13 protein-coding genes are annotated in these 23,392 nt (G+C 52.1%); 5 read left to right on the top strand and 8 right to left on the bottom strand.

Annotated features, from left to right (window positions below):
* Window positions 1-216 precede the first annotated feature (216 nt).
* Window positions 217-921 carry a CDP-diacylglycerol--serine O-phosphatidyltransferase gene (pssA, locus tag Q1A54_RS11260; RefSeq protein ID WP_299987892.1) on the bottom strand — a complete coding sequence of 235 codons (705 nt, stop codon included), beginning with the start codon at window positions 919-921 and terminating at the stop codon, window positions 217-219.
* 9 nt (window positions 922-930) lie between these two features.
* Window positions 931-1,569 carry an MBL fold metallo-hydrolase gene (locus tag Q1A54_RS11255; RefSeq protein ID WP_299987889.1) on the bottom strand — a complete coding sequence of 213 codons (639 nt, stop codon included), beginning with the start codon at window positions 1,567-1,569 and terminating at the stop codon, window positions 931-933.
* Between the two features lie 82 nt (window positions 1,570-1,651).
* On the opposite strand from Q1A54_RS11255, the gene Q1A54_RS11250 reads away from it, so the two are divergent.
* From Q1A54_RS11250 to Q1A54_RS11230, 5 genes are all read left to right on the top strand, one after another.
* Window positions 1,652-2,743 (top strand): FAD-binding oxidoreductase, encoded by a 1,092-nt coding sequence (locus tag Q1A54_RS11250; RefSeq protein ID WP_299987886.1) that lies wholly within the window; start codon window positions 1,652-1,654, stop codon window positions 2,741-2,743.
* A 4-nt stretch (window positions 2,744-2,747) separates the two neighbouring features.
* Window positions 2,748-5,954, top strand: coding sequence for a hypothetical protein (locus tag Q1A54_RS11245; RefSeq protein ID WP_299987883.1), 3,207 nt, complete (start codon window positions 2,748-2,750; stop codon window positions 5,952-5,954).
* Window positions 5,955-5,962: 8 nt separating this feature from the next.
* Window positions 5,963-7,114 (top strand): serine hydrolase, encoded by a 1,152-nt coding sequence (locus Q1A54_RS11240; RefSeq protein WP_299987880.1) that lies wholly within the window; start codon window positions 5,963-5,965, stop codon window positions 7,112-7,114.
* A gap of 156 nt (window positions 7,115-7,270) precedes the next feature.
* Window positions 7,271-8,152, top strand: a complete 882-nt coding sequence (locus Q1A54_RS11235; RefSeq protein ID WP_299987877.1) for a YicC/YloC family endoribonuclease — start codon at window positions 7,271-7,273, stop codon at window positions 8,150-8,152.
* 367 nt (window positions 8,153-8,519) lie between these two features.
* Window positions 8,520-9,323: a M57 family metalloprotease gene (locus tag Q1A54_RS11230; protein WP_299987875.1), complete on the top strand. Its 804-nt coding sequence runs from the start codon at window positions 8,520-8,522 to the stop codon at window positions 9,321-9,323.
* A 210-nt stretch (window positions 9,324-9,533) separates the two neighbouring features.
* Here the strand turns inward: Q1A54_RS11230 and Q1A54_RS11225 are convergent, their stop codons facing one another.
* From Q1A54_RS11225 to Q1A54_RS11200, 6 genes are all read right to left on the bottom strand, one after another.
* Window positions 9,534-12,182 (bottom strand): S8 family serine peptidase, encoded by a 2,649-nt coding sequence (locus Q1A54_RS11225; RefSeq protein ID WP_299987872.1) that lies wholly within the window; start codon window positions 12,180-12,182, stop codon window positions 9,534-9,536.
* Between the two features lie 165 nt (window positions 12,183-12,347).
* Window positions 12,348-12,680 (bottom strand): VanZ family protein, encoded by a 333-nt coding sequence (locus Q1A54_RS11220; protein WP_366915803.1) that lies wholly within the window; start codon window positions 12,678-12,680, stop codon window positions 12,348-12,350.
* A 64-nt stretch (window positions 12,681-12,744) separates the two neighbouring features.
* Entirely contained in the window at window positions 12,745-13,125 is a 381-nt protein-coding gene (gene gcvH / locus Q1A54_RS11215) for a glycine cleavage system protein GcvH (protein ID WP_299987868.1), read from the bottom strand.
* A 58-nt stretch (window positions 13,126-13,183) separates the two neighbouring features.
* A complete protein-coding gene (gene sprA, locus Q1A54_RS11210) occupies window positions 13,184-20,314 on the bottom strand; it encodes a cell surface protein SprA (protein WP_299987866.1) in 7,131 nt (2,376 codons plus the stop codon).
* A 72-nt stretch (window positions 20,315-20,386) separates the two neighbouring features.
* The gene (gene ruvA, locus Q1A54_RS11205; protein WP_196117080.1) at window positions 20,387-20,980 is read right to left on the bottom strand and encodes a Holliday junction branch migration protein RuvA; all 594 of its coding nucleotides are present in this window, start codon (window positions 20,978-20,980) and stop codon (window positions 20,387-20,389) included.
* Window positions 20,981-23,254 carry an NADP-dependent malic enzyme gene (locus Q1A54_RS11200; RefSeq protein WP_299987861.1) on the bottom strand — a complete coding sequence of 758 codons (2,274 nt, stop codon included), beginning with the start codon at window positions 23,252-23,254 and terminating at the stop codon, window positions 20,981-20,983.
* Window positions 23,255-23,392 lie beyond the last annotated feature (138 nt).

The raw sequence follows: 23,392 nt of genomic DNA, 5'->3' as shown, positions 1-23,392 counted from the left end.
AATGAATAAGAGGCTGTATAAATTTACAGAAGTTTATCCTTCCAGCTAAATAATTGAGCGATAATTGTGAAGACAGCGCCGGCAGCCCTGCGCCATACCTATCGATGGGGGTTTGCAGCGCTTCTAACTGGATTACAACATGCTGCTATACCTTGTGCCATTCCTATGGAGCTTGCTGTCCGGAAATCTGCTTTACAGTGAGTCCGCGTGCAAATTTCAGGAGGTTAGGGCTTTCTTGAAGATGGACAACACGACATACAGCACGATGATCAGCGGTATGGCTGCGAATTTGGCGAGTGCCAGCAAGATGACAGAGATACCTAGGAAAACGAATCGGATAGCATTGTCTTTCCAGGTCAGGTTCTTGAATTTGAGCGCAAACAGTGGCAACTCCGCCACCAGCAGGTATGAGAATACCACCGTTACCACCAGCAGGAAGTAAGGATTCAGGATAACGTTATCGTACAGGTTGCCGGAGGTGGCCAGTATCAGCGGCAGCGAACCGATAAACATGGAACAAGCCGGTGTGGGTACGCCAATAAAAGACTCTGCTTGCCGTGTGTCGATGTTGAACTTGGCCAGGCGCAGTGCCGAGAAGATCGTGATCAGGAAGCCGAAGAAAGGCAGGATGTCGGCAGGTATACCTAACACCGATGCTTCGGCCTGCGTCAGGAGTCCGAACATGATAGCACCTGGCACAACTCCAAACGAAACCATGTCAGCCAGCGAGTCCAGTTGTTTACCTATCTCAGAGTAAGCTCCGAGCACACGGGCCAGCATGCCGTCCATAAAGTCGAAAATAGCGGCTAAACCAATCAGGTAGGCCGCGTATTCCAAGCGAAAGTTAAAAGCAAAGTATAGCGCCAGGCATCCACAAAACAAGTTAAGGCAGGTGATGGCGTTAGGTATGTAGTTCTTCATCCGGAAGGCTTAGCGCAGGAATGGGTTATACTTTTTTTCGTACGCGATGGTGGTTTCTGGTCCGTGACCCGGGTATACCACCGTTTCATCCGGCAGCGTGAATAATTTGGTTCTGATGCTGTTGATCAAGGTATCGAAGTCACCCCCAGGCAGGTCGGTGCGGCCAATGCTGCCTTTGAACAATACGTCGCCTCCGATGCATACCTTGTCGGGTTCACTGTAAAACACCACATGGCCGGGTGCGTGGCCGGGCGCAAAAATAATCTGCAGCTCGGTATTGCCAAATTTGACCGTGTCGCCTTCCTTCAGGTAATTGGTCGAGGCTTCCATACCGCTGTACATCTGAAAACCGTAGTTCGGAGCATATACCGGCACAGCACGCAGGATCTCCAGCTCTTTCTCGTTTATCTCCAGCTCCACACCATAGGTATCAGCCACAAACTTATTGCCTAGCACATGGTCGATGTGGCAGTGGGTGTTGAGCAGGCGCACCACTTTCAGGTCGTTTGCTTCAATGTAGCGCTTCAGTTCCTGCTGTTCGGCTTGCTCATAGCAGCCAGGGTCTACTACCACGCACTCCTTTGTGTCGTCGTGCAGCAGGTAAGTGTTTTCCTGGAAGGGGTTAAATGTAAGACAGGTAATGTTCATGTTGTTCTCGTTCAGAGGGCGCGGAGCCCACAAATTCGGCTTCTAAGTTACGAACTTCAGGCGTAAGTCGTAAATTGCCTGTATGAATTATGACTATATAGTAGTGGGGCATGGCATTGCCGGCGCCACACTTGCCTATACATTACGCAAACAGGACCAGCAGGTGCTGGTGATCGACGAGCCCAAAGCCAACTCTGCTTCCCGTGTAGCGGCTGGCCTCGTAAACCCGGTGGCAGGCAAGCGCTTCGCCAAGTCCTGGCTCGTAGACACGCTGCTGCCCTACGCCGATAACTTTTATGACGAACTGGAAGCGCGATTTGATCAGGAGCTTTTCATACACAAACCCATCTACAAAGTATTTTCGACCATAGAGGAGCAGAACAACTGGATGGCCAAAAGCGCCGAAGGAAACTGGAGCGAATACATTGGCGCCACCTATACCCAAAGCACCGGCCAGGAGTCTTCTGTTCAGGACCAGTTTGGCGGCATTATGATCAAGAAAGGCGGCTACCTGCGTATTGCCGATACACTCGATCTGCTGCTGCAAGACCTGCAGCAGGACAATGCATTGCTGCCGGAGCGATTTGAAATAGACCAACTGCAACTGGTAGAGCAGGGAGTAGCTTACAAAAACATAACAGCCAGGCATGTGGTTTTCTGTGAAGGCTGGCAGGTGGTGAGCAACCCGTACTTTCGATGGCTGCCTTTGCAGCCTACCAAAGGCGAGGTGCTGGAGGTGCAAACACAGGATTTTAACCCGGAATGCATCTATAATAAAGCCGTTTACGTTGTTCCGGTAGGAGAGGGCCGCTTCAAGATAGGGGCCACCTACAACTGGCGTCAACCCGACGAACTGCCAACCCCGGAAGGCAGGGAAGAACTGAGCGAGCGCTTTGAGCAGATTACCACACAATCTTATCAGGTAAGCAGGCACTGGGCCGGTATAAGGCCTGCCGTGCGCGACCGCCGTCCGCTTATGGGCCGGCACCCGGAACATGCGCAACTGAGCGTGTTCAACGGGATGGGCTCCAAAGGTGTGCTGATGGCGCCTTATCTGGCTGATGTGTTTGCCAAGGCATTGATTGGAGGGGCAGAAATACTGTCAGACGTACACATTTCGAGATATTATTCGTTATATTACGACTACATAAAACACCATAACCAAGAACTCTAAGCGCATGCGTTTCACCATAAGGTTATTGTTACTGTTCCTGTGCTGCGTTGCTGCAGGCGAAGTGGCTATGGCCCAGCCTAATGTGCAGACCTTTGGCCGGAGCCGAATTCAGTATAAGAACTTCGACTGGAAGCTCTACAGCACCCAGAACTTTAACATATACTTCTATGCCGGCGGCGACCAGTCAGCACGCAACGCGGCTGAGTATGCTGAGCGTGAACTTAAGCGCATCACCAGTTTTATCGGTTATTACCCTTACTCCAAGATCACGCTCATCGTGTATAACTCGATGACGGACCTGAAGCAAAGCAACATTGGGATGCAGCGCGACCAGTTCCAGACCGGGGGCGAAACGCTCTTTATCAAAAACAAGCTGGAACTGGCCTACGATGGTACTCAAACTGACTTTAAGCGTGACCTGAGTTATCAGCTGACAGAGCTCCTGCTAAACGACATGATGTATGGCGGCAGCCTGAAAGAGGCGCTGCAGAGCAGCTACCTGCTGCGCCTGCCTGACTGGTTTATTAGTGGGGTGGCGGCTTACACCGCTGAGGGCTGGAGCCTGCGCATGGACAACTATGTGCGCGACATGCTGATGGTCAACAGCAAAGCCCGCATGGAAGACGTGCTGGCCCGTGATCAGGAGTTAGGCGGTCAGGCTGTCTGGAACTACATTGCCGAACGCTATGGCTATACCTCCATTCAAAACATCCTGAACCTGACCCGCATTACCCGCGACACCGAGGTGGGCATTACCAGCAGCCTGAACATTCCATACAAACGCTTCCTGCAGGACTGCCATAACTACTACATGCAGATCAACACCCGCGGCGAGAATCCGCTGGTGAGCCTGCCTGCCGAGAATAAAATTTTCCAGAAAAACAGAAAAGACAATCAGTATACCCAACCTGTGCTGAACCCGGCCGGAACGCTGATGGCTTATGCCGAAAACGAGAACGGCAGCTACCAGATCATTGTGAAAGAGGTAGGAAGCAACCGCAGTCGTGTGGTATGGAAAAGCGGGTATAAGACCGTTGACCAGCGCATCGACTATAAGTTGCCTGTGCTGGCCTGGCGTACCAACACACAGCTTGGCTTTGTGGAAGCAAGAAGAGGCCAGATGGTGCTGCGTCAGATCAACTCGACCCGCCGGCGCTCCCGCATCCCGGTGTTTGACGATATCCGTACCCCTGCCGTTACGCTTAGCCAGTTCTCGCAGGTGCGTGACATGAGCTACTCCGAAGACGGTAGTACGCTCCTGATCAGCGCTGTGCGCGATGGACAGACTGACCTATACCTGCTCTCAAGCGGCGGGCGTATGCAGCAGCAACTCACCAATGACATTTACGACGACATACAGCCGGTTTTCCTGAAAGGGGGAAGCAACCAAATCGCCTTCAGCTCCAACCGCTTCATTGATACGACCGGGCAGACAGCCACAGGTAGTTTTGCGGGTGTGGTAAACAACTACGACATCTTCCTGATGTCTCGTGACGGGGGCAATGCCCGACAGATCACTTTCTCCATAGCGAGCGAACTGCGACCACGTGCCACAGATGACGGCAATCTGGTATACCTGAGCGAAGAGACCGGTGTGCGCAGCCTGTATCGCTTCGATATTGCCGCTGGCACCAGTCGTCCCATCACCAACTTTCTGCAGGATATCGAGAGTTATGACGTAGGGGGAAGTGCAAATGCCCTGGTACTGACGGCCAGAGACAATGCCCGCAGCTTTGTTTACGCTTTCCCGACATTCAGTCCTACTACCCAGGACTCGCTCCCTAAGACCTCACGGCAGATTATACTGGAAACCCGCGCCCGAAGCGCCGCCGCAGCAACAACTGCTACCACACGCAAAATAGTGGAGGGCACAACTACGCGCAAGAGGACGCCACGCCAGGGGGAGGTAGACATTGAAAACTACCAGTTCGAGAGCGATGCCAAAGAGCAGCAGGAAGCTGAAGCAAAGGCCAAAACACAGGCCGCAGCACCGCAGCGTGCCCGTACAACTGATGGTGGCGTACCGATTGCAGGCCCTGTAAACTATGACCTGCGCTTTAGTGTACAGGAAGTGATTACGTCGGTATACGCTGATCCGCAGTTGGGCTTTGGTATAGTGGCTGGCGTGAACATGAGCGACTTGTTCGAAAATCACCATATCAGGGGCAACGCCTTTGTGCGCACCGACCTCGAGACCAGCCGCATGTTTGCCGAATACATGAATCTCAAAAACCGGTTCGACATCGGCTTGCAGTATCGACGTGATGTGATCGTGGGGCAGGCGCCGGAGTTCCCGGGCTCTGTGGTGCGCTTCGGTAAACACGAATTCTCGCCTACCCTGGTATACCCGCTCAGCTACAGCACCAGCATCCGCATGCAGCCCAGGTTTGTGAACACGCGCTTTACCTACATCAACAGTTTTGTGACACCAGACAGGACCGACTACTTCGGTGGCGGTAGTGTAGAGCTGGTCTTTGACAACTCCGTGGTGCGGGGCGTAAATATGCTGGAAGGCACCCGCATGAAAGCAGGTATCATGAGCCTAAAAAACTTTGAGCACAGTTCTGAGAACTTCAGTAAGTTTTACCTGGATGTGCGTCATTACCAGAAAATTCACCGACAGATCACATTGGCAGGTCGTATCAACTATGGTACTTTCTTCGGTAACGCGCCCAAAAACTTCCTGATCGGGGGTATGGACAACTGGCTATTCGCATCAGAAGACGACGGTAACCCGCGCGATGCTGTTGTGGTGAGAACGCCAGCCGACCTGTTTTACCTCGATTACACAACTCCGCTGCGTGGCTTCAATTTCAATGCTCGTCGGGGCTCCAAAGTGCTACTGGCCAATCTGGAGTTGCGCGTACCTATTGTGCAGTATCTCTATGACGGACCTATACCTTCGGGCTTCTTCCGCAACCTGCAGTTCACTGCTTTCGGTGACGCCGGGTCAGCTTACAATGGTACCAACCCGTTCACGGGCAACAACTCTATCAATACCCGCGTGATAGGCGGCCGTATAGACCAGACCAACACGAGTCCGTTCGAGATCACAGTGATCAACTACCGTAACCCATTCCTGTTGGGCTATGGCGTGGGTGCACGCACCACCTTGTTCGGGGTATATGGCAAGGTTGACATGGCCTGGAGCCAGGAGGACAATTCGCGCAGAGGGCCTAAGTTTTACATCACCTTAGGCTACGACTTCTAAACAGAGGCATGAACCGGAAAACCAAACGATTTGGTATTGGCTTTATTCTGGTGATCGGTCTGGCAGCCGCCTGGCTGCACATGGCCGACAAAAACTACGTGTACAAAGCTTTGTACCATAACTTCGCTGATATTGACGATCATTTGATCTTTCACCAGCGCAAGATCAAAGCGGCTGATGAGCCCCAACCCTGGCCGCTTGCGACAAACTACAATCGGCTTACACTGCCACAGGAGCTGCAGCAGCTGCACAAGGAGCTGGAATCAGTTGCTTTCGTGGTTGTGCACCGCGACTCACTTCTGTATGAGCAGTACTGGGATGGCTATTCAGAAGAGTCGCTGAGCAACTCGTTTTCGGTAGCCAAAAGTATCGTGAGCATCCTGGTAGGTATAGCCCTGAAGGAGGGAACAATTCAAAGTATAGACCAGCCGGTAGGTGACTTTTTACCGGATTTCAGAGAGGGAGCTAAGGCAAAGATCACGCTCCGGCACCTGCTCTGGATGAGCTCCGGCCTCAACTGGGACGAATCCTATGGCAATCCGTTCTCTGTCACAACCGAGGCCTACTATGGGTCTGACCTGAAGAAAGTGATCCGAAGGCTGGAAGCGGTGGAGGAGCCCGGTCAGGCCTTCTCCTATAAAAGCGGCGATACCCAAATACTGGCTTTTGTGCTGGAAGCGGCCACCGGGCAAAGGCTGGCGGACTATGCCGAAGAGAAGCTGTGGTGCTCCCTAGGAGCGGAGCAGAAGGCCGAATGGAGCATTGATCATCCCCTCGGAAACGAGAAAGCCTATTGCTGCTTCTTTTCTAATGCCAGAGATTTTGCTCGTATCGGGCAGCTATACCTGCAAAAAGGAGTCTGGCAAGGTGATACGCTTGTATCGCTACAGTACGTACAGGCTTCCCTTACCCCAAGCGGCCTGACAGATGCCAACACTGGTGATCCTACAAGGCACTATGGCTACCAGTGGTGGCTACTGCCGGACTACAAAGGCCAATCCATCTTCTACGCACGTGGCATTCTGGGGCAGTACATCATCGTGATACCTGAGAAAGAGCTTGTGATTGTGCGACTTGGCAAAAAAAGGGGCGAGCGTATCGACCATCATCCTGCCGAGGTCACGGGTATGATTGATGCGGTAAATCAAATGGTGCCCTAGGTATAGGATCCCCTCCAAAAAGACAGGACTCAGACCGGAATTCCATCGTCTTGTCAGGACCCCGCTGCCTGTCCGGATTTGAGCTTTTAGCTTTCCATCTGCGTATAAGTGAGGAATTATAGCTAATTTGCCGGAACATCATCTTATATAGTGCTTATGTTGCAGTCCATGACAGGCTATGGCAGTGCCCGCCTCGATACTGACCAGTATTCTATTAATGTCGAAATCAGATCGCTCAACTCCAAAGGTATGGACCTGTCCGTGCGCCTGCCGCGCTTCCTTTCGGAGCGTGAGTACGAGATACGCACCATGCTGACAAAAGCGCTTGTGCGCGGTAAAGTGAGCATCTGCGTTGACTATGCCAAAAACAAAGCGCAGAAAGCCAAGAGTAATATCAATAAAGACCTGCTCAAAGCATACTACGAGGAACTGAACGCGGCTGCCGATATGGTGGGCGGATCTAAAAATGACCTTTTCCGGTTGGCCCTGCACATGCCGGATGTACTGCAGCAGGACCAAGGCGAAGACGAGGAAGGCGAAGCCGACTGGGATACAGTTCAGCCACTGGTGCAGCAGGCGCTCGAGAGCATCAACTCGTTCCGGGCTGACGAAGGAAAAGCCCTTACTGCTGAGATCATGTCCTACATCGACCGTATCCGGATACTACTGGCTGAGGTCGAAAAGCAAGATCCGGTTCGTATGGAGCATATCCGCAACCGCATCAAAAATCATATTACTGAAATATCAAATTCTGACCACTACGACCAGAACCGCTACGAGCAGGAGATGATCTATTACATGGAAAAGCTTGATATAGCAGAAGAGAAAGTTCGCCTGATCAACCACCTGCATTACTTCACGGAAACGGTATACCTGCCGGAGCCTACTGGCAAAAAGCTGGGTTTCATTTCGCAGGAGATCGGCCGGGAGATCAATACGATTGGTTCCAAAGCCAACGACGCGACTATACAGCACCATGTCGTGGAAATGAAAGAGGAGCTGGAAAAGATAAAAGAGCAAATCAACAACATCCTGTAGCAAACTTGCTACAGAGCCAACTTAAAGCAGCTGCCCATGCGGGTAGCTGCTTTTTTTTGTGATCAGTAGCTGATGCCATCTCTCTGAGGATTAGTGTTTAAACACTTGCATGCAGAAATAGGCTTGAAGAAATTTTTTTAAATTTTTTTAAATTTTTTTCGGTTGTGGGAGCGCTTTGTTATTGCAACCCAGTTTCATAAGCATCCTTAAATTCTTATATAAGTTATATTTAATGTTTATTATTTCCGAAACTTTTTAAGAACGATAAATATGTTGTTAAAACGCTGATTTTCAGTTTGTTTAGGTTATTGTGTGACTGGTTGTTTTCATCTATATTTCGTCATGTTTAACTATAAAATATATTTTAATGAAAACAACACGCTTACTTTCGCTCCTGGCCCTGGCGGTCATGTTTGGTTTCTCTTCTTGCCAGAAAGAAGAGGCAGATGTAACAGCCAACGAGATTTCACCCCTCGCCATGGCTAAAATCTCAGAGATGGGTTTCAATACAGACAATGTGCAGCGCACCGAGGGTGGCTACATTGTGGAGGGTGACATTTTCTTCTCTGAAGGCGACCTGCAGGCCTCTCCGGAAACCACGGCCCTGCGCGTGGGTGAGGAGGAGCAGTACCGCACCAACAACCTGGTAAGCGTGGGCTCCAGCCGCACGATCAACGTGGCCATCACCACCAGCCTGCCTGCCTCTTATGTATCGGCCCTGGACGAAGCCATCCGTCGCTTCAACGCCGAGAACCTGCGCCTGAAGTTCCGTCGTGTGTCCTCCGGCTACAACATCCTGGTATCAAAGGCGCCAAGTGGCTCTTCTTACCTGGCCTCTGCCGGTTTTCCTTCCGGTGGCAACCCTTACAACTCTGTTAAAGTGAACTCAGACTACCTGGGCTCTAACCCGGGCACTAACTACCTGGCTACGATCCTGGCACACGAGATCGGTCACACGATCGGCTTCCGTCACACCGACTACATGAACAGAGCCTACAGCTGCGGTGGTTCGTACTACAACGAGGGTGCTTCTACAGTAGGAGCTGTGCACATCCCGGGCACACCGACTGGCGCCGATCCTAACTCCTGGATGCTGGCCTGCATTGGCACAGGCGTAAACCGCTACTTCAACTCCAACGACAGAACAGCTTTGAGATACCTGTATCAGTAATCCGGAGCGTTTAACTATGGTCTGAGAAGCACAGTTCCCGGCAGGGAGCTGTGCTTTTTTTGTGCCTATTTTCAAGCACAACAGCTAGGTATAGGTATAGGTATAGGTATAGGTATAGGTATAGGTATGCGGTTTAATAAGGCGGTTGGGATTTCGGTCACTTCACACGGGCTTCCCTGATTGGGACTATCAGCCCTGCAATTTCAAAACTTACTGCAGCACCATTTTACCTGAAAGTACATCTCCTTTTTCATTAGTAAGGCGGATAATGTAGAGCCCGGGGGTAAGGCCTTTCGTCTGTAATTCCTTCAGCATACCGGTTTCCTGCGATTCCTGTACAAATCTGCCCAGGCGGTCAAAGACCTGAACTTTCACCGTTTCGCTTTCCACAGCTACAAACACAGTTTCGCCTACCGCTACCGGATTAGGGTATACCTGTAAAAAGTTCTTCGGAGTATGAATTACCGTCTCCTCCTGGCTATAAATAATTTTGCCATCAGTTGTAGTGACACTTGCCCGGTACACATTGCGGCCAGGAATAGGGCTTTCGTCTATGAATTGGTAACGTAAGCTGGATGACGGGGTACCGGCGTGGATAGTCTTAAAGCCATCTTTTTCTAAGCGCTCCAGGCGCAGGTATCCCAACTGATGTGTGGTGCTGAGACTTAGGGAGAAGCGGACCACATCGGGAGTCACTAACTGGCGGGGCTGAAAGTTACTGATGTAGCAGGGGGATGTTTCAGCCTCGGCAGTGATGCTTCGGCCGTAGGCGGCCTGGGTGCCCTCAATGAGGGGGGCCACTGCCAGGTAATTTCCCTGGAGTAAGCTTCTGTCTACTATAGCAAGGGTGTCAACTGTCTTCAAAAGCGGCTCCAGATGGGTAGCTCCTAACTGGAATAGCTGATACTCCTGGGCATTGGGCTGTCTGGACCAGTGCAGCATCACCTGTTCCTCACAATTAAAGCCAATTCGTAGATCTGCCGGCTTAGCCAGGATGAAGGTTTCAGTTTGGAGGTCCATGCCTTTGCTGAGCATGCGGAGCTGTCCTAGTGCTGCTGTATCCGGCGTTTGCCAGGTATAGCTGCCCTGTCTCAGATCTATACCTTCGGCTATAGTATGCCAAGTGTCAGAAGCCTGCAGGCGGTACTGCAGCGTGGCTGTGCCAGTAGCGGTGCCAGCCTGCCAGGCAAGGCGGTTGGGTTGTCCGGCTGTGAGGGTAGAAGCGGCAACAGGGTATAGCCATTCCATGCCCTGCTCCAGTTCATACACCAGGCTGAACTCCTGCGGTCTCTGTGATACTTTGTAGCCGGTCACTTGCAAGGTATAGGTGCCGGCAGCTGGTGCTTCCAGCGTGATCTGTTCTACATTGTTTAGGCGGTCGATGCTCCGTCGTGCTGGTCGGTGCAGGGAGTCGGGGTGTGGATAAGTGCTCAGTACCCAGGGCCGCCAACTCTTGCCTGAGGAGGAATGGCGCAGCACCAGATCAAGGTCGTTGATGAGCGCCTGCTCGGCATTAGGCTCCGCTTCCGGGTCGTGCCATGCCAGGGTTGCCTTCAACCGGCGTACGCCTGTAGGGACTTTCAGCTGCATGCTTCGAGTTTGACCTGTTGCAACAGCATCCAATTTGAAATGCTGCGCTTGAATGGCTCGAAGAGCCCCGAGCGCATCGGCATTGCCAAATCCTGACGCAAAATCAGGTCCTGGGCTGCCTACATCATCGGCACTGTTGATCAAGGCCGCTTTTACCAGTGAGGCCGGTGGCAAACTGCCATACTTTGCCCGATAGGACTGCTGCACCAGCAAGGCTATACCTGAAACTACTGCAGCGGCCTGCGAAGTGCCCCCGGCTCCATGCGCTACCAGTTCGGGCTTGATGCGGCCATCATAAGCAGGTCCTCTGGAACTTAGCATGCCTACCTGCCCATCCGGGTCTAATGCTCCCACGCTTAATGTGTTTTTGGAGGTCTTGAACTGCCCGGTCAGGTTGGCTATACCTGGGAAGTTGGCATAGGTGCCGCTTGTTTCGGATTTGTCGCCACTGTTGCCCGATGAAAACACGTGAAGCAACTCAGGATGCTGATAGCTCTGCTGGTCATAGGCCTGCGCCTCCAGGCCATAGTAGTTTTCCACACCCACACCATAGGAGTGATTTTGCACGCTTATACCTTGAGCCAGCAGTGTCTCGCTCTCATCAGGGAACAGCTCCTCGAAGCTGGAGTGAGCGATAAAGGTATGCTGCGTGACACCTCTGCCATTCGGACCGGTATTGCCGGCGCCTGCTATCAGGGTGGCCATGGTCGTAGCGTGCGGACTACGGTTGCCCTCCATTGACTCTGGGTCAATAACACGGCCCTGCAAATCGATATCCTCTGGGTCAAAGGCGTATTCCTTTACGGATACCGCCATACCTTGACCGGTCAGCTCTGGAAATTCAGCTTGGGCAGCGTAGACATTGTTCACCACAAAGTCTGCATCACGCAACTCCAACTCTTCCACGGCCTGACGGTGAGACTTGTCAATGTATAGGACTTCAGGGGAATCAGCCAACCGAAGTAACTGGCTCGGTTTAATGCCAGTCACCAGCAGGGTGTTAGGCTGATTACCCGTGTCTGAAACCCTTACATCCAGTTGCTGCTGATGAAGCCAGGTATAGAAATCTTGTTTGTCTGATACTTTGATGCGATAAGAGGCAGCTGGAAGTTTCCTGGTGAGCCCTTGCAGGGGAGGTGCGAGTTTGCGGATTACCTGCTTTGGGAGTGGTAACGCTGCTTGCTGTGCCTGGAGGTGGAACGGAAGCAGCGCCAGCAGGCAAAGCACAGGTAACCAAAGCGTTTGTTTAAGTTTGTAGCGTGGTGGCATAGAGCAGACGTAAAAGTTAAGCTCAGTTTCTATCTTGGTAGAATAGCACTAAAGCTAATCAATAGCCACCATATAGGCAATAGCTAATACAGCTTGATCGGTTGAAAATCAGGCTTATAAACATGTTTAAACAGGAAGTTTTATTGGAGGGATGCGCTGCCCGGGTTACATTTTGTAGATCCACTTGAAGAGCAGGATGCCAAGTATACAGCCGATGGTATTGCTGAGTACATCGATGATGTCGCCCTGGCGGCCAGGTATAAAGTAGTGCTGCAGCAGCTCGATCGCGATGCCGAACATGGAGCTCACAAAGAAGGCTGTGCGGATGGCATAGTGCTGCACCCGCGGAAAGGTAAATTGTTTTTTCAGGCCCACTGTCATCAGGTAAGTGAGCACGGCAAACATGAAAGCGTGCGCAAACGAATCAAAAGAAAAGATCTCCCAGATCGAAAGGGAGGGCATAGAAGAGGAGGGCAGCAGCGTCAAAACCATGATCACTGCTGCCCAAATAATGGTAAAGAAATTATACCTTAGAATCAAACCTGCTTCTATACTGTCAAAATTACTGACCGATTACTTCACGGTAGCCTTCAGCCGTCAACAGGCCGTCCACTTCGCTGGTGTCCCCGATTGACATTTTGATGATCCAGCCGTCGCCATAAGGATCAGAGTTTACCAGCTCAGGGCTGCCGTCCAGCTTGTCGTTGAATTCCAGCACCGTGCCGCTCAGTGGGCTGAACAGGTCAGAAACTGTTTTTACAGCCTCTACTGTACCAAACACGTCGTTCTGGTTGATTTCCTTGTCCACTGTGTCAATGTCTACATACACGATGTCGCCCAGCTCGCTCTGTGCGAAATCGGTGATGCCTACATAAGCTACGTCACCTTCTATGCGTACCCACTCGTGGTCTTTGGTATACTTTAGGTTGTCAGGTAAATTCATTTTTATCGCTTTGGGTTAATGATGTCCAAAAATACGGTCTTTTTCTCAATGCCAAAAATTATTGCAGACTAACACGTAGCTGTACTCCACCTTCCGACACACTGTTACGGAACGAGGTAGAAATTTTAGGGTCGGACACGGTGCGCAGCAGGTAGAACTGTATGTTCACGCGCTGGCTCAGGACGTAATCCACGGTTGGGCGCAGTTGCACCTGGCGTGTACCGTTCGTGATCTGGTTCTGGCTGATCTCGTTGCCCTGATCATCTTGCGCAATGGCCCGCTGCACCGTCTGGTTGTCACGTACCGACATGTCCATCCGTATGGTCAGCTCGTTCTCCAGCGTACGGCGCTCCCCGCCTATCCGGAAAGGTATACGGAAGTTGCTTGTGGCATATCCAAAGCCGAAGGTATAATCCTTCACGTTAGTCTCGGTTACCTGGGCATTGGTGAGGTTAAGCGACAGGTTACGCTCTATTCTGTACCCGATGCGGCCGGTCAGGTTGGTGTTGGTGCGGAAGTTAACACCTAGCAGTTCCAGACGCTCCTGCACTGTGAGCTGGTTTACGATGTAGTACGGAATCAGCTGCCCAAACTCATTGGTGCGGGTTGGGTAGTCACCCGGACTGTTCTCGTAAGCCAGGGAAGTGGTGAAGCTGGTTACGTTGTAAGTGGAGTTATAAGAGTGCGTCAGGTTGACCTGGCTGAACCAGCGTTTGAAGAAGGCAAGCTGCGACAGGCCATTGTAATCAATACGCCAGTTAGGTATAGGCATCCGCTTGACAGGGTTGCCGCCTTTCGCCTGGAAACCACTGGCATCACGTCCCTGGTAAGCATACAGGAACGACTGCAGAAGCACGTCCTGTGAGTTCAGGGTATAACCTGAGTCACCGGCCGCCGCATTGGCATTGGTGAGGCGCTCACGTATCTCGTAGCGGTTGCGGATAAAATTGTCGAAAGCAGCCGAAGTGCCTCCTGCAGTAGACTCGAATATAGTGCCCAGCGCAAAGAAGGAGGTACTAAAAGAACCGGTGTTGATCGGGTTCTGGCGCTCGTTCACAGTGCCAATGTTGCCGAAATCATCAAACTGCTTGCGGTAAAACACCTCCTGTATCTCGGACATATTGCGACGTGCGTCGAGCTGTAGGTTAAAGTTGCGGAACGGCTCCATGTTAGCTCTGGCCGTAAGCGTTTCTGTTTTAATGCCGCTGAACGGCGTGTTCAGGTACTGGCTGCTATCGGTATACCAACCGTTAGTGAAGGCACGGTTGTAAAGTTCGTCCAGGTCATACTGACGGCCAAGTATGAACGGCAGACCCGGCGCATCGAAGCCATCGTCAAAGCCTAACATTTTGGTACGCGGCAGATAGCCCGGCATCATGGTGCCCTGGTTTTGCAGGTATGTGAAGTTCACGGAGCGGGTCATCATCAGGAAGCGGGCCAGTCCCTTGGCAAGCTTCATCTCAGATCGTTTCTTCACCGCCGTATCGCCTGGCGCAGGTACAGGTGGTCTGCCTTGCGGTTGCGTTGGGCTGTTTACGTCTTTCAGGAACTTCACCTTATTGTACAGTTTCACCATATCAAAGCGGCCATTTACGCTGAATTCGGTATTGTTCTCAGCCGTGTTACCCAGTCGGAAAGGCGCGTCCTGGTTTAGGGCAGTGGAGCCGGCCGTCCAGATGTACGTAACGGCGTAGCGGGTTTCAGCGCCCAGCCAGTCAGTGAGCGGGAATTTCTCGAAAGGCACTTTGTAGTTGGCAGCCACCAGCTGGTTGAAGTTCGTGTTACGGCCGAAGTTGCGCAGGTTGTCCCAGATCACTTTGTTCTTATACCTGAGCGAATCCACATCGCGGTTGATGCGGAAGTCGGGCTCGTCTACCACAGCACGGTTGGTGGCCGTGTAGTCCAGCGACAGGCTCTTGCTGATGTCCCACTTGAGGTCGTAGATGCGGTTAAAGAAGAAGTACTTCTGGAACACAGGCTCTATACCTCTGGAGGTGATCAGGCCTGAACCCGGATCGCGGCGCTGCAGGAAGGTCTCGTTATACCTGCGGTCGAGGTCGGCGCGGAAGGCAAAACGGCTTGGCAGTGGCGTAAAGTTCAGGTCTTTGATCAGGCGCATGTACGGCGATTTAAGTCGTTCGCTTTTGGCGAAGAACTCGTAGTTGCGCGGTGTGTTGGTGTAGGTATAGGCGACTGCCCCGGTGTAGGTGCGGGTAAAGTCGCGATCCGTTTCAATATTGGTAAACAGGCGCTCGGCGTATGAGTACGAGAAGGACAGGTTCTCCACGTCGTATGGACGCACCTTGGCCTCCGGGTTGGTCCGTTCTTTCCTGACATTTAGTAAGCTCACACTTTTCCGGGTTTCCCGGGTACTCACTTCACGCCTGTATTCCCGTTGCGCCTCAGTAGTCTCATACCTGGTCAGCGACTGCTCCAGAGGCACATCTTTGTCGAGTGGGTCAAACTGTGGGGCGCTGTTCATGGTGCCGTACTGCACCGAAACCGGCACCTTGATACCCAGCTTTTCAGGCAGGAATTTATCGGCAACAATGTTGGCGCTTACATCAAATACGGCCGTGTTCTCACGGGCACGCTGCGCGATCTTCTGCTGCAGGGCTCCGAAACCGATGGTGGTGTAGCTACCAGTTGCTGTGATGTTAGCGAAGTCGGCTAGTTTTGTGTTGAGGCGGGCATTAGCGGCCCAGCCTGAGTTGTTCCGGAAGTCCGTCACACGCAGCTCGTTCACCCAAATGCAGACCGATTGCGGACGCGCATCCTCGCCCGGCACGGTAGGGTTGCGCACACCGATCATCACACTTTGCACTTCACTGAAATCCGGGTTACCTACCACACGGATCATCTTACCACCCTCTAGCATTACCTCCCACGGACGGCGGTTATCCCAGCCACCAACAGCTCTGTTACGCCCTACCTTGGCATTTACAAAATCCTCGATAGCGATGTCTATCTCGTTCTCGGCAAGCCAGATACCTTCACGGCTTCTGGTGCCAAGTGGCGTCAGTTTGAGTGGCACCACGTACTCATAGTAGTTCTGGGTATAGTCTGTGCCGATTCGGATGAAAGCCTGCACATCGTCATCGCGTGTATTTGGGTCGCGGGTCTGGGCATGCAGGAACAGCTTGAGGCGCTTGTAAATCAGCATGTCGATGGACAGGTTCTTGTACACGGCCTTGGAGAAAGAGTCTTTCAGGTCCTCCACGCAAAGTTGGAGCGACTGTTCGTTCTGGCGGCGGTTGTTGGTGGCGGCATAGTCGCGCAGACGCTCTATACCTGGCGGCATATCATAAGGAATGATTGTCTCGTCATTGCCTGTCTCGCTGTTCTCCTCAATGTTCACCGTCGATACAGTAAACGAGCGGGCATCGTCCGTACAGTTCAGGCAAGGGTTACCGTCGGTGATCGGCTGCAGGAAGGTCCGCCACTGGTTCGCCACAAACTGGAACTGCACAAAGCGGAGCACCACCGGGTCGGCAAATTCGGTCATGTACATACGCATGAAGCGGATCGACTTGAAGCCGCTGATGTTGCCCACATTGCCCGTTGGTTGACGCACTGGCACGCGGAACTGGTACCAGGTCACATCCTCACCAGTTCTGGTATCCACGATCTTGTCCACGATGTAGTTCTGGCCTACGCTCATATCACCCGGCTGCAGTCTGATCTTGTACTCGTAGTATTGCTCCAGGTCACTGATCACGTTGTCGCGGTTCAGGTCCTCCTTATCCGGGAAAGCATAATTAGAGAAGCGGCTTTGCTCAGGAGAGTTGCCTTCCATGCCATTGAAGCGCTTATAACGTTCCAGGATGCCGGCGTTCTGCTGGTCATAGCTTGCATCAAGATGGTGCAGGAAGTTATCGGCAGAAGGGTCAGAGAGGACGGTTTGCGGTGCACCGCCAGGTATACGGCCCAGGAAAGTATTCTGAAAAAACTCACGTTCTGCATTATCGCCTAAGCCATCCAGGCCTATATCCTGAAATGCTCGTGCGCCAGGCACAGCCGAGAAGGCATCGGTCAGGAACTGCTGTGTGGTCACGCGGCCCCATTCGGTGGTTTGCAGGTTCTGGTTGTCAGTTGCAGAGGTTGGCAGACCGTTCTCAAACGAGTAGCGGTTGTCTTTCAGGATATCCTCCGACACATTGCCCAGGTTAAGTACCAGCTCACCGCCTTCATTGCTTACGATCGGATTGCCGTTCGCATCTTTTCGTCCGTTCGGTCCTGTCAGGAAAGGATCCATGAGCCAGAACTCCACATACTCCACGTTGGCGTTGTCGAAGTCTGTGTCGAAGGTGATCTCACGGCTGATACCGCCCCAGTTCTTGCGGGGGTCGCCCTGCAGCCTTCCTTGGTTATCCAGGTTCGGGTTGTAATTGTACTGTCCACGCTCACGTGGGTAGTAGGCCATGTCGAAGGTATACTCGTAGGCGTTAGCAATCTCACGGTCACGCCCGGGGAACACCTCATAGCGAGGTACAGGGCGCACATAGTGGTTTCGGAGTTCTTCGTCGTTGATGTTACTCGGGCGCAGGCCTTCGCTGTCGCGGTAGAAGATCTGGTCGATGGTATACCAGGCGACACGGGCACGGTTGTAGGCATGCTCCAGCCCATCACCTTGTGCCAGTGGGGCAGGAGTGGCCGCCAGCCGCCAGGTGGTGTTGTTAAAGCCGCCCAGGCTGAAAGGGGTTTCGGCACCCTCAAAGTCATCCAGGTATGAAGTACCGTCCTCGTTTACCGGCGATTTGGACGGAGAGGGCACCAGGTGCGCAAACTCACCGCTGAAGGTCACGCTCGACGGCACTTTGGTTTGGATGAACGGAATCATATCCGTCATCTTCGTGAGGAAGCGCGACTCCCGGTTGAAGTTCACGTCCAGGCCATAGATCGTGTTGTTGGTTGGCTCGTCGCCGATGCTCACGCGGTTGATATACGGTCGCTCATTCAGGTGCAGCACGGTACCACCCAGGTTCAGGTCATTGTTCACGCGGTAGTCAAAGCGGGCACCCAACAGGGTGCGGGGCTGTATGTTTAGCAGCTCGGCTTTTTCGTAGGTCACACGCAGGTCACTGGCCGAAGCGATGTAACTTGGGTTCAGGATCTTGATGCGGCCCAGGTCATAGAAAACCTGGTAGTCGGTGCCTTCCTCTAAACGTGTTCCACCCGAGTATACTGCTACCGAACCCTCGGCAATACGGAAGCCAGGCAGCATAATCTCGTCCGTGGAGCTGGCCTGGAAACGACCCTTCAGGAAGAACTTCGCCTTCAGCGTGTTTTGCTGCGCATCGGTCTGGGTTTGCTCATAGAGTTCCTGGAATACATAGCGTTCGATCAGGTCCTGCCTTCCTTCAAATTGACTGGCAAGGTATGAGCCAAACGGCTCCACTACCGGGAAGATGATACGCCCGGTTTCGGGGTCGATCGTTATACCTTCCAAAAAGTCGAAGTTGCCGTCGCGCGGTTTGTCGTTGTTTGTGTTGACATTGTCCAGGTTGAGCACCTCGATCAGGGGAATGTTCTGGATCGGGCTTGGCTCTTTCAGACTAGTGATGTCAACGCCTGTTTCATCGTCTTTGTAAACGATCTGCAGCTGGAAGTTCTGGCGGTTCACCTGTGTCGCGTCCAGACTGTAGACGTTTTTCATCATCAGGTCCCAGGTTGGATATTCCAGCGCCGGGTTGGTTGCCTTCAGCAACTTCATGTGGATTACCTGGTCATCGCGCAGGTTCTGGTAGTCTTCCATTAACTCACCCACCTTGTAAGTCTGGCCGTTGTAGGTATACTCAAAGGCTACGCCCAGCACCTGGTCAGGCAATAGAGCGGTGGTAAGTGAGATGTAACCTAGCTGCGGATTGAACTTATACTCACGCGGGTCCAGTCTGCGGGCACGCACATGCTCAAAGTCAATGGCTTTCTGCAGGCCCAGGCTTCTCAGGTACGAGTCGACCTGGTCGTTGTTGCGGGCGCTGGGGTTGTTGGCGATCTGGCCATAAAGTCCGTTGGCGTTGTTTGCGGCAGGGGCCAGCGGGTTGCGCTCAAACTGATTTCGGAAGGGATCAGCCTCGCCCAAGTCCATATAAGCGACCATGTTGCGCAGGTTCTCGGTGCCTCGGTTGTTGTTGGTCACGTACAGCTCCAGGCGGCGGATCACGATGCCGGAGTTCACCAATGGCAGGTTCTGCAGCGTACGGTCGTAGCGGCCCCGGAAGAACTGCGATAGGAAAAAGTGCCGGTCCCGGTCATAGTTGTCGGCCCGGATCTCAAACGGCTTATTCTGGGCTCCGTTTTGGATTACGACTTCGTCATTGCGCCCTCGTACGTTGGCGGCGATGGTGGTTACGCCCAATCTGCCGAACTGCAGCTGTGTTTTTAATCCGAAGAGATTCTGAGCACCGGTGATCAGAGAGTTATTGAGTGGCAGACTCACGTTACCGGCCTCTATCTTGCGGATGATCTCCTCTTCAAAGCCGGTGTAGTCCAGCTTCATGTTGTTCTCAAACTCGAAGTTGGCGTTGTTGTCCCAGTTGAAGTTGAGACGCATTTTCTCCCCGATCTTACCCACCAGGTTAAGCGAGATGTTTTGGTCAAAATCGAAGTCACCGGTACGCTGCTGGCGGAGCGGTATGGAAGGGTTTTCGTTGCGGTTGAAGCGGGCGCCGAATTTAAGGTTGACGTTACCGTTTGGCTGAATGTCCACAAAATTGCCTCCGAACACACGGTCAAATACCGGGCTGATATAGATCTTGGGTACCAGACGGCGGCCACTAACTACGCTCTCCCCATCCAGACCTGCCGATTTGCTACGCCAATAATCGCGTATGGCCTGCTGGCGCTGGTAGCGTGAGTACTCTTCCCATGACATAGTGGAGGGCAGTCGGTAGTCCAACTCACCCATGCGTTCATTTATGTTATACTGCTGCAGACTGTCGTCGAGCTGTATCTCGAGCTCAATATTGGACGGCTGGCCCAGTAGCAGGGGAGAAGAGCTGGGGCGGGTGCCAAAAGGACTACCAAGTCGGTCGCTTGGGGTAAAAGTCGGGCGGCGGCTTGGGATGTAAGGTTGAAGTCGGGCAGAGTCTTGCGGAATGGTATCCTGCAGGAAAAAATCTGAAAAAATTAAGGTACTATACCTGTTGTTCGAGCGCAATGCTGCGGCCTGCGACCACCATGCCAGCATAGTGATAGCAGCAACCGTAGCAAACAGCAGGCTGTTTTTTTTACTTTTCCAGATCAAGTTGGGCTCTACCGATTAAGAAGACTTTAAGGCAAATTTTATTAGTTCCTCTACGCTCAGGCTTCTGTCTTCGCGCTTGATGATCGCATCGAGCGTTTTCTCTGCCACGTTTTTGGCAAAGCCTAGTGTAACTAAAGCTGATAACGCTTCTGCACGTACTGTATTGTGTGCAGAAACAGGAACTGCTGAGCTACCAGCCAGCATGGTTTCTTTCTTTATTTTATCTTTTAATTCCAATATGATACGCTGCGCAGTTTTGGCTCCGATCCCCTTCACATGCTGGATCGTGCGCACATCCTCCCGCACAATAGCCTGCTGCACTTCGTCTACCGAAAGCGACGACAGTATCATCAATCCCGTGTTGGGCCCTACACCCGAAATCGAGATCAGGTGCAGGAAAGTATCCTTTTCGGCAGCCGTCGTGAAGCCATACAAGGTATGGGCATCCTCCTTGATGTGCAGGTAGGTATGCAGCTTGCAACGTTCTCCTTCAGGCAGTGAAGAGTACGTGCTAAGGGAGATCTTGATCTGATAGCCTATGCCATTGACATCTACAATGACATAGGTCGGATCTTTCACAGCAAGCTTACCGTCAATGTACGCAATCATTTATATATGTTTATTATTATAGTTTTGAGCATCTACGACAGCAATGGATACCATGTTAACGATTTCACGGATGGAGCTGCCCAGCTGTAGAATGTGCACCGGCTTGCGCATACCCATCAATACAGGGCCAATTGCCTCAGCACCACCTATTTCCTGTAGTAGTTTGTAGGCAATGTTACCTGATGTGAGCGTCGGGAAAATAAGTGTATTTGCCCCTTTTTCGGCCAGCTCGCTGAACGGATAGTGCTCCTTCAGCAGGTGTCGGTTCATGGCCGTATTCGCCTGCATCTCGCCATCTATCATCAGGTCCGGGTAGCGCTGCTTTGCTTTGCGCACTGCCTCAGCTCCTTTGTTAGGTATGTCACCCTGCACCGAGCCGAAGTTAGAGTATGACAGGACGGCCATACGCGGCTCTGTGTCGAAGAAACGAACAGCACGGGCAGTCAGGCCAATGATATCTACCAGTTCATCGGCAGTCGGGTTTACGTTTACGGTTGTATCGGCAAAGAAATAAGGCTCTTTTTTGCTCAGGATGATATACATACCTGCTACTTTGTTTATACCTTCTTCAACCCCTATTATCTGTAAGGACGGTAGAATGGTTTTGGAATAGTCACGGGTAAGACCTGAGATAAGCGCATCTGCTTCGCCGGTTTCGAGCATCATGGCACCAAAGTAATTGCGGTCGCGCATCTGGCGGCGGCTGTCAAACAGCGTAAGGCCTTTGCGCTGGCGCTTAGTGTAAAGGAGCTGGGCAAACTCTTCGCGCTTTTGCTCTTCCTCGTATGGGTCAATGATCATGCAGTCGTGCAGGTCCAGGTTGGTCTCTTCAATGATCGCGGCAATACGTGCTTTGTTGCCCAGCAGGATTGGGTTGGCAATGCGCTGCTCTTTTACGATCTGTGCCGCCTTCAGAATCTTGTAATGGTCTGCCTCGGCAAATACCACTGTCTTCGGGTTCTTCTTGGCCTGGTTGGTAATACGGGTCATCAGCTTCTGGTCGATGCCGATGCGCTCCTGTAGTTCTGTCTCGTATGCCTCCCAATTGGTGATCGGGTTTTTGGCTACACCGCTTTCAATAGCGGCCTTTGCCACCGCCGGCGATACCGTGGTGATCAGGCGTGGGTCAAGCGGCTTCGGTATAAGGTAAGTGCGACCAAAAGAGATCGTGTTGTCTCCATAGGCCTTGTGCACCATCTCCGGAACAGGTTCTTTCGCGAGGTCCGCCAAGGCGCGCACCGCAGCCAGTTTCATAGCTTCGTTGATCTCGGTGGCACGTACATCCAGAGCTCCTCTGAATATGTATGGGAAGCCAAGTACGTTGTTTACCTGGTTCGGATGATCTGAACGGCCAGTTGCCATGATTAGATCCTCGCGGGTTTCCATGGCCACAGCGTATGGAATCTCCGGATCCGGGTTAGCCAACGCGAATATGATTGGGTCCCTCGCCATCAGCTTCACGAGCTCAGGTGCGAGTACGTTACCTGCTGAAAGACCGATGAACACATCAGCCCCTTTCATGGCCTCAGCCAATGTGTTGATCTTACGCAGCGTCACAAACTGGGCGCGGTAAATATCGAGGTCGTTTCGCTCTGGACGAATAATGCCATCCTTGTCGAACATTACGATGTTATCAAGCTTGGCGCCCAATGCTACATAGAGCTTCGTGCAGGCAATGGCAGCAGCGCCAGCGCCATTAATTACAATTTGGATTTCTTCAATTCTTTTGCCTGCCAGCTCCAGTGCGTTGAGCAGGGCCGCTGAAGAAATAATAGCCGTACCATGCTGGTCGTCGTGCATGAGCGGAATATTCATCTGCTCCTTCAAGGCATTCTCTATTTTGAAGCTCTCAGGGGCTTTGATATCCTCCAGGTTAATGCCGCCGAAGGTTGGCTCCAGCGACTTTACGATGCGGATGAATTCCTCAGGGTCGGTGCAGTCTATCTCGATGTCGAATACATCTATACCTGCAAATTTTTTGAACAATACGCCTTTTCCTTCCATTACTGGCTTAGAGGCGTCAGGACCAATGTTACCTAGGCCCAGTACTGCAGTTCCGTTTGAGATTACCCCTACCAGGTTTCCTTTTGCGGTATATTTATAAACATTCTCTTTGTCAGCGGCTATTTCTTTGCAGGGCTCAGCTACTCCAGGAGAGTAAGCCAGAGCCAGGTCATGCTGTGTGCTCAGCATTTTAGTCGGCACTACTTCTATTTTGCCGGGCTGGCCCTGCATGTGGTAGTTAAGTGCGTCCTCTTTGTTTACTTTGATCATGGTATGCGTTGTTGTGTTATCTCGTGTTATGTTCCCTCGCACTTTTAGCTTATCCCAATGAGGCGAAAGCTAAAAGCCAATTTGATAAGATTTTATGGTTTATCAAAGCCGTAATCGACAAAGATACGTTCTGAAAAA

Source organism: uncultured Pontibacter sp. (assembly GCF_947502515.1).
Taxonomy (GTDB): Bacteria; Bacteroidota; Bacteroidia; order Cytophagales; family Hymenobacteraceae; genus Pontibacter.
This window is presented reverse-complemented; position numbering and strand designations above follow the sequence as displayed.

Bases quoted from the DNA above. Each gene is read 5' to 3' on its own strand.
- pssA (WP_299987892.1), bottom strand. From the start codon at position 921: ATGAAGAACTACATACCTAACGCCATCACCTGCCTTAACTTGTTTTGT.
- Q1A54_RS11255 (WP_299987889.1), bottom strand. From the start codon at position 1,569: ATGAACATTACCTGTCTTACATTTAACCCCTTCCAGGAAAACACTTAC.
- Q1A54_RS11250 (WP_299987886.1), top strand. From the start codon at position 1,652: ATGAATTATGACTATATAGTAGTGGGGCATGGCATTGCCGGCGCCACA.
- Q1A54_RS11245 (WP_299987883.1), top strand. From the start codon at position 2,748: ATGCGTTTCACCATAAGGTTATTGTTACTGTTCCTGTGCTGCGTTGCT.
- Q1A54_RS11240 (WP_299987880.1), top strand. From the start codon at position 5,963: ATGAACCGGAAAACCAAACGATTTGGTATTGGCTTTATTCTGGTGATC.
- Q1A54_RS11235 (WP_299987877.1), top strand. From the start codon at position 7,271: ATGTTGCAGTCCATGACAGGCTATGGCAGTGCCCGCCTCGATACTGAC.
- Q1A54_RS11230 (WP_299987875.1), top strand. From the start codon at position 8,520: ATGAAAACAACACGCTTACTTTCGCTCCTGGCCCTGGCGGTCATGTTT.
- Q1A54_RS11225 (WP_299987872.1), bottom strand. From the start codon at position 12,182: ATGCCACCACGCTACAAACTTAAACAAACGCTTTGGTTACCTGTGCTT.
- gcvH (WP_299987868.1), bottom strand. From the start codon at position 13,125: ATGAATTTACCTGACAACCTAAAGTATACCAAAGACCACGAGTGGGTA.
- sprA (WP_299987866.1), bottom strand. From the start codon at position 20,314: ATGCTGGCATGGTGGTCGCAGGCCGCAGCATTGCGCTCGAACAACAGG.
- ruvA (WP_196117080.1), bottom strand. From the start codon at position 20,980: ATGATTGCGTACATTGACGGTAAGCTTGCTGTGAAAGATCCGACCTAT.
- Q1A54_RS11200 (WP_299987861.1), bottom strand. From the start codon at position 23,254: ATGATCAAAGTAAACAAAGAGGACGCACTTAACTACCACATGCAGGGC.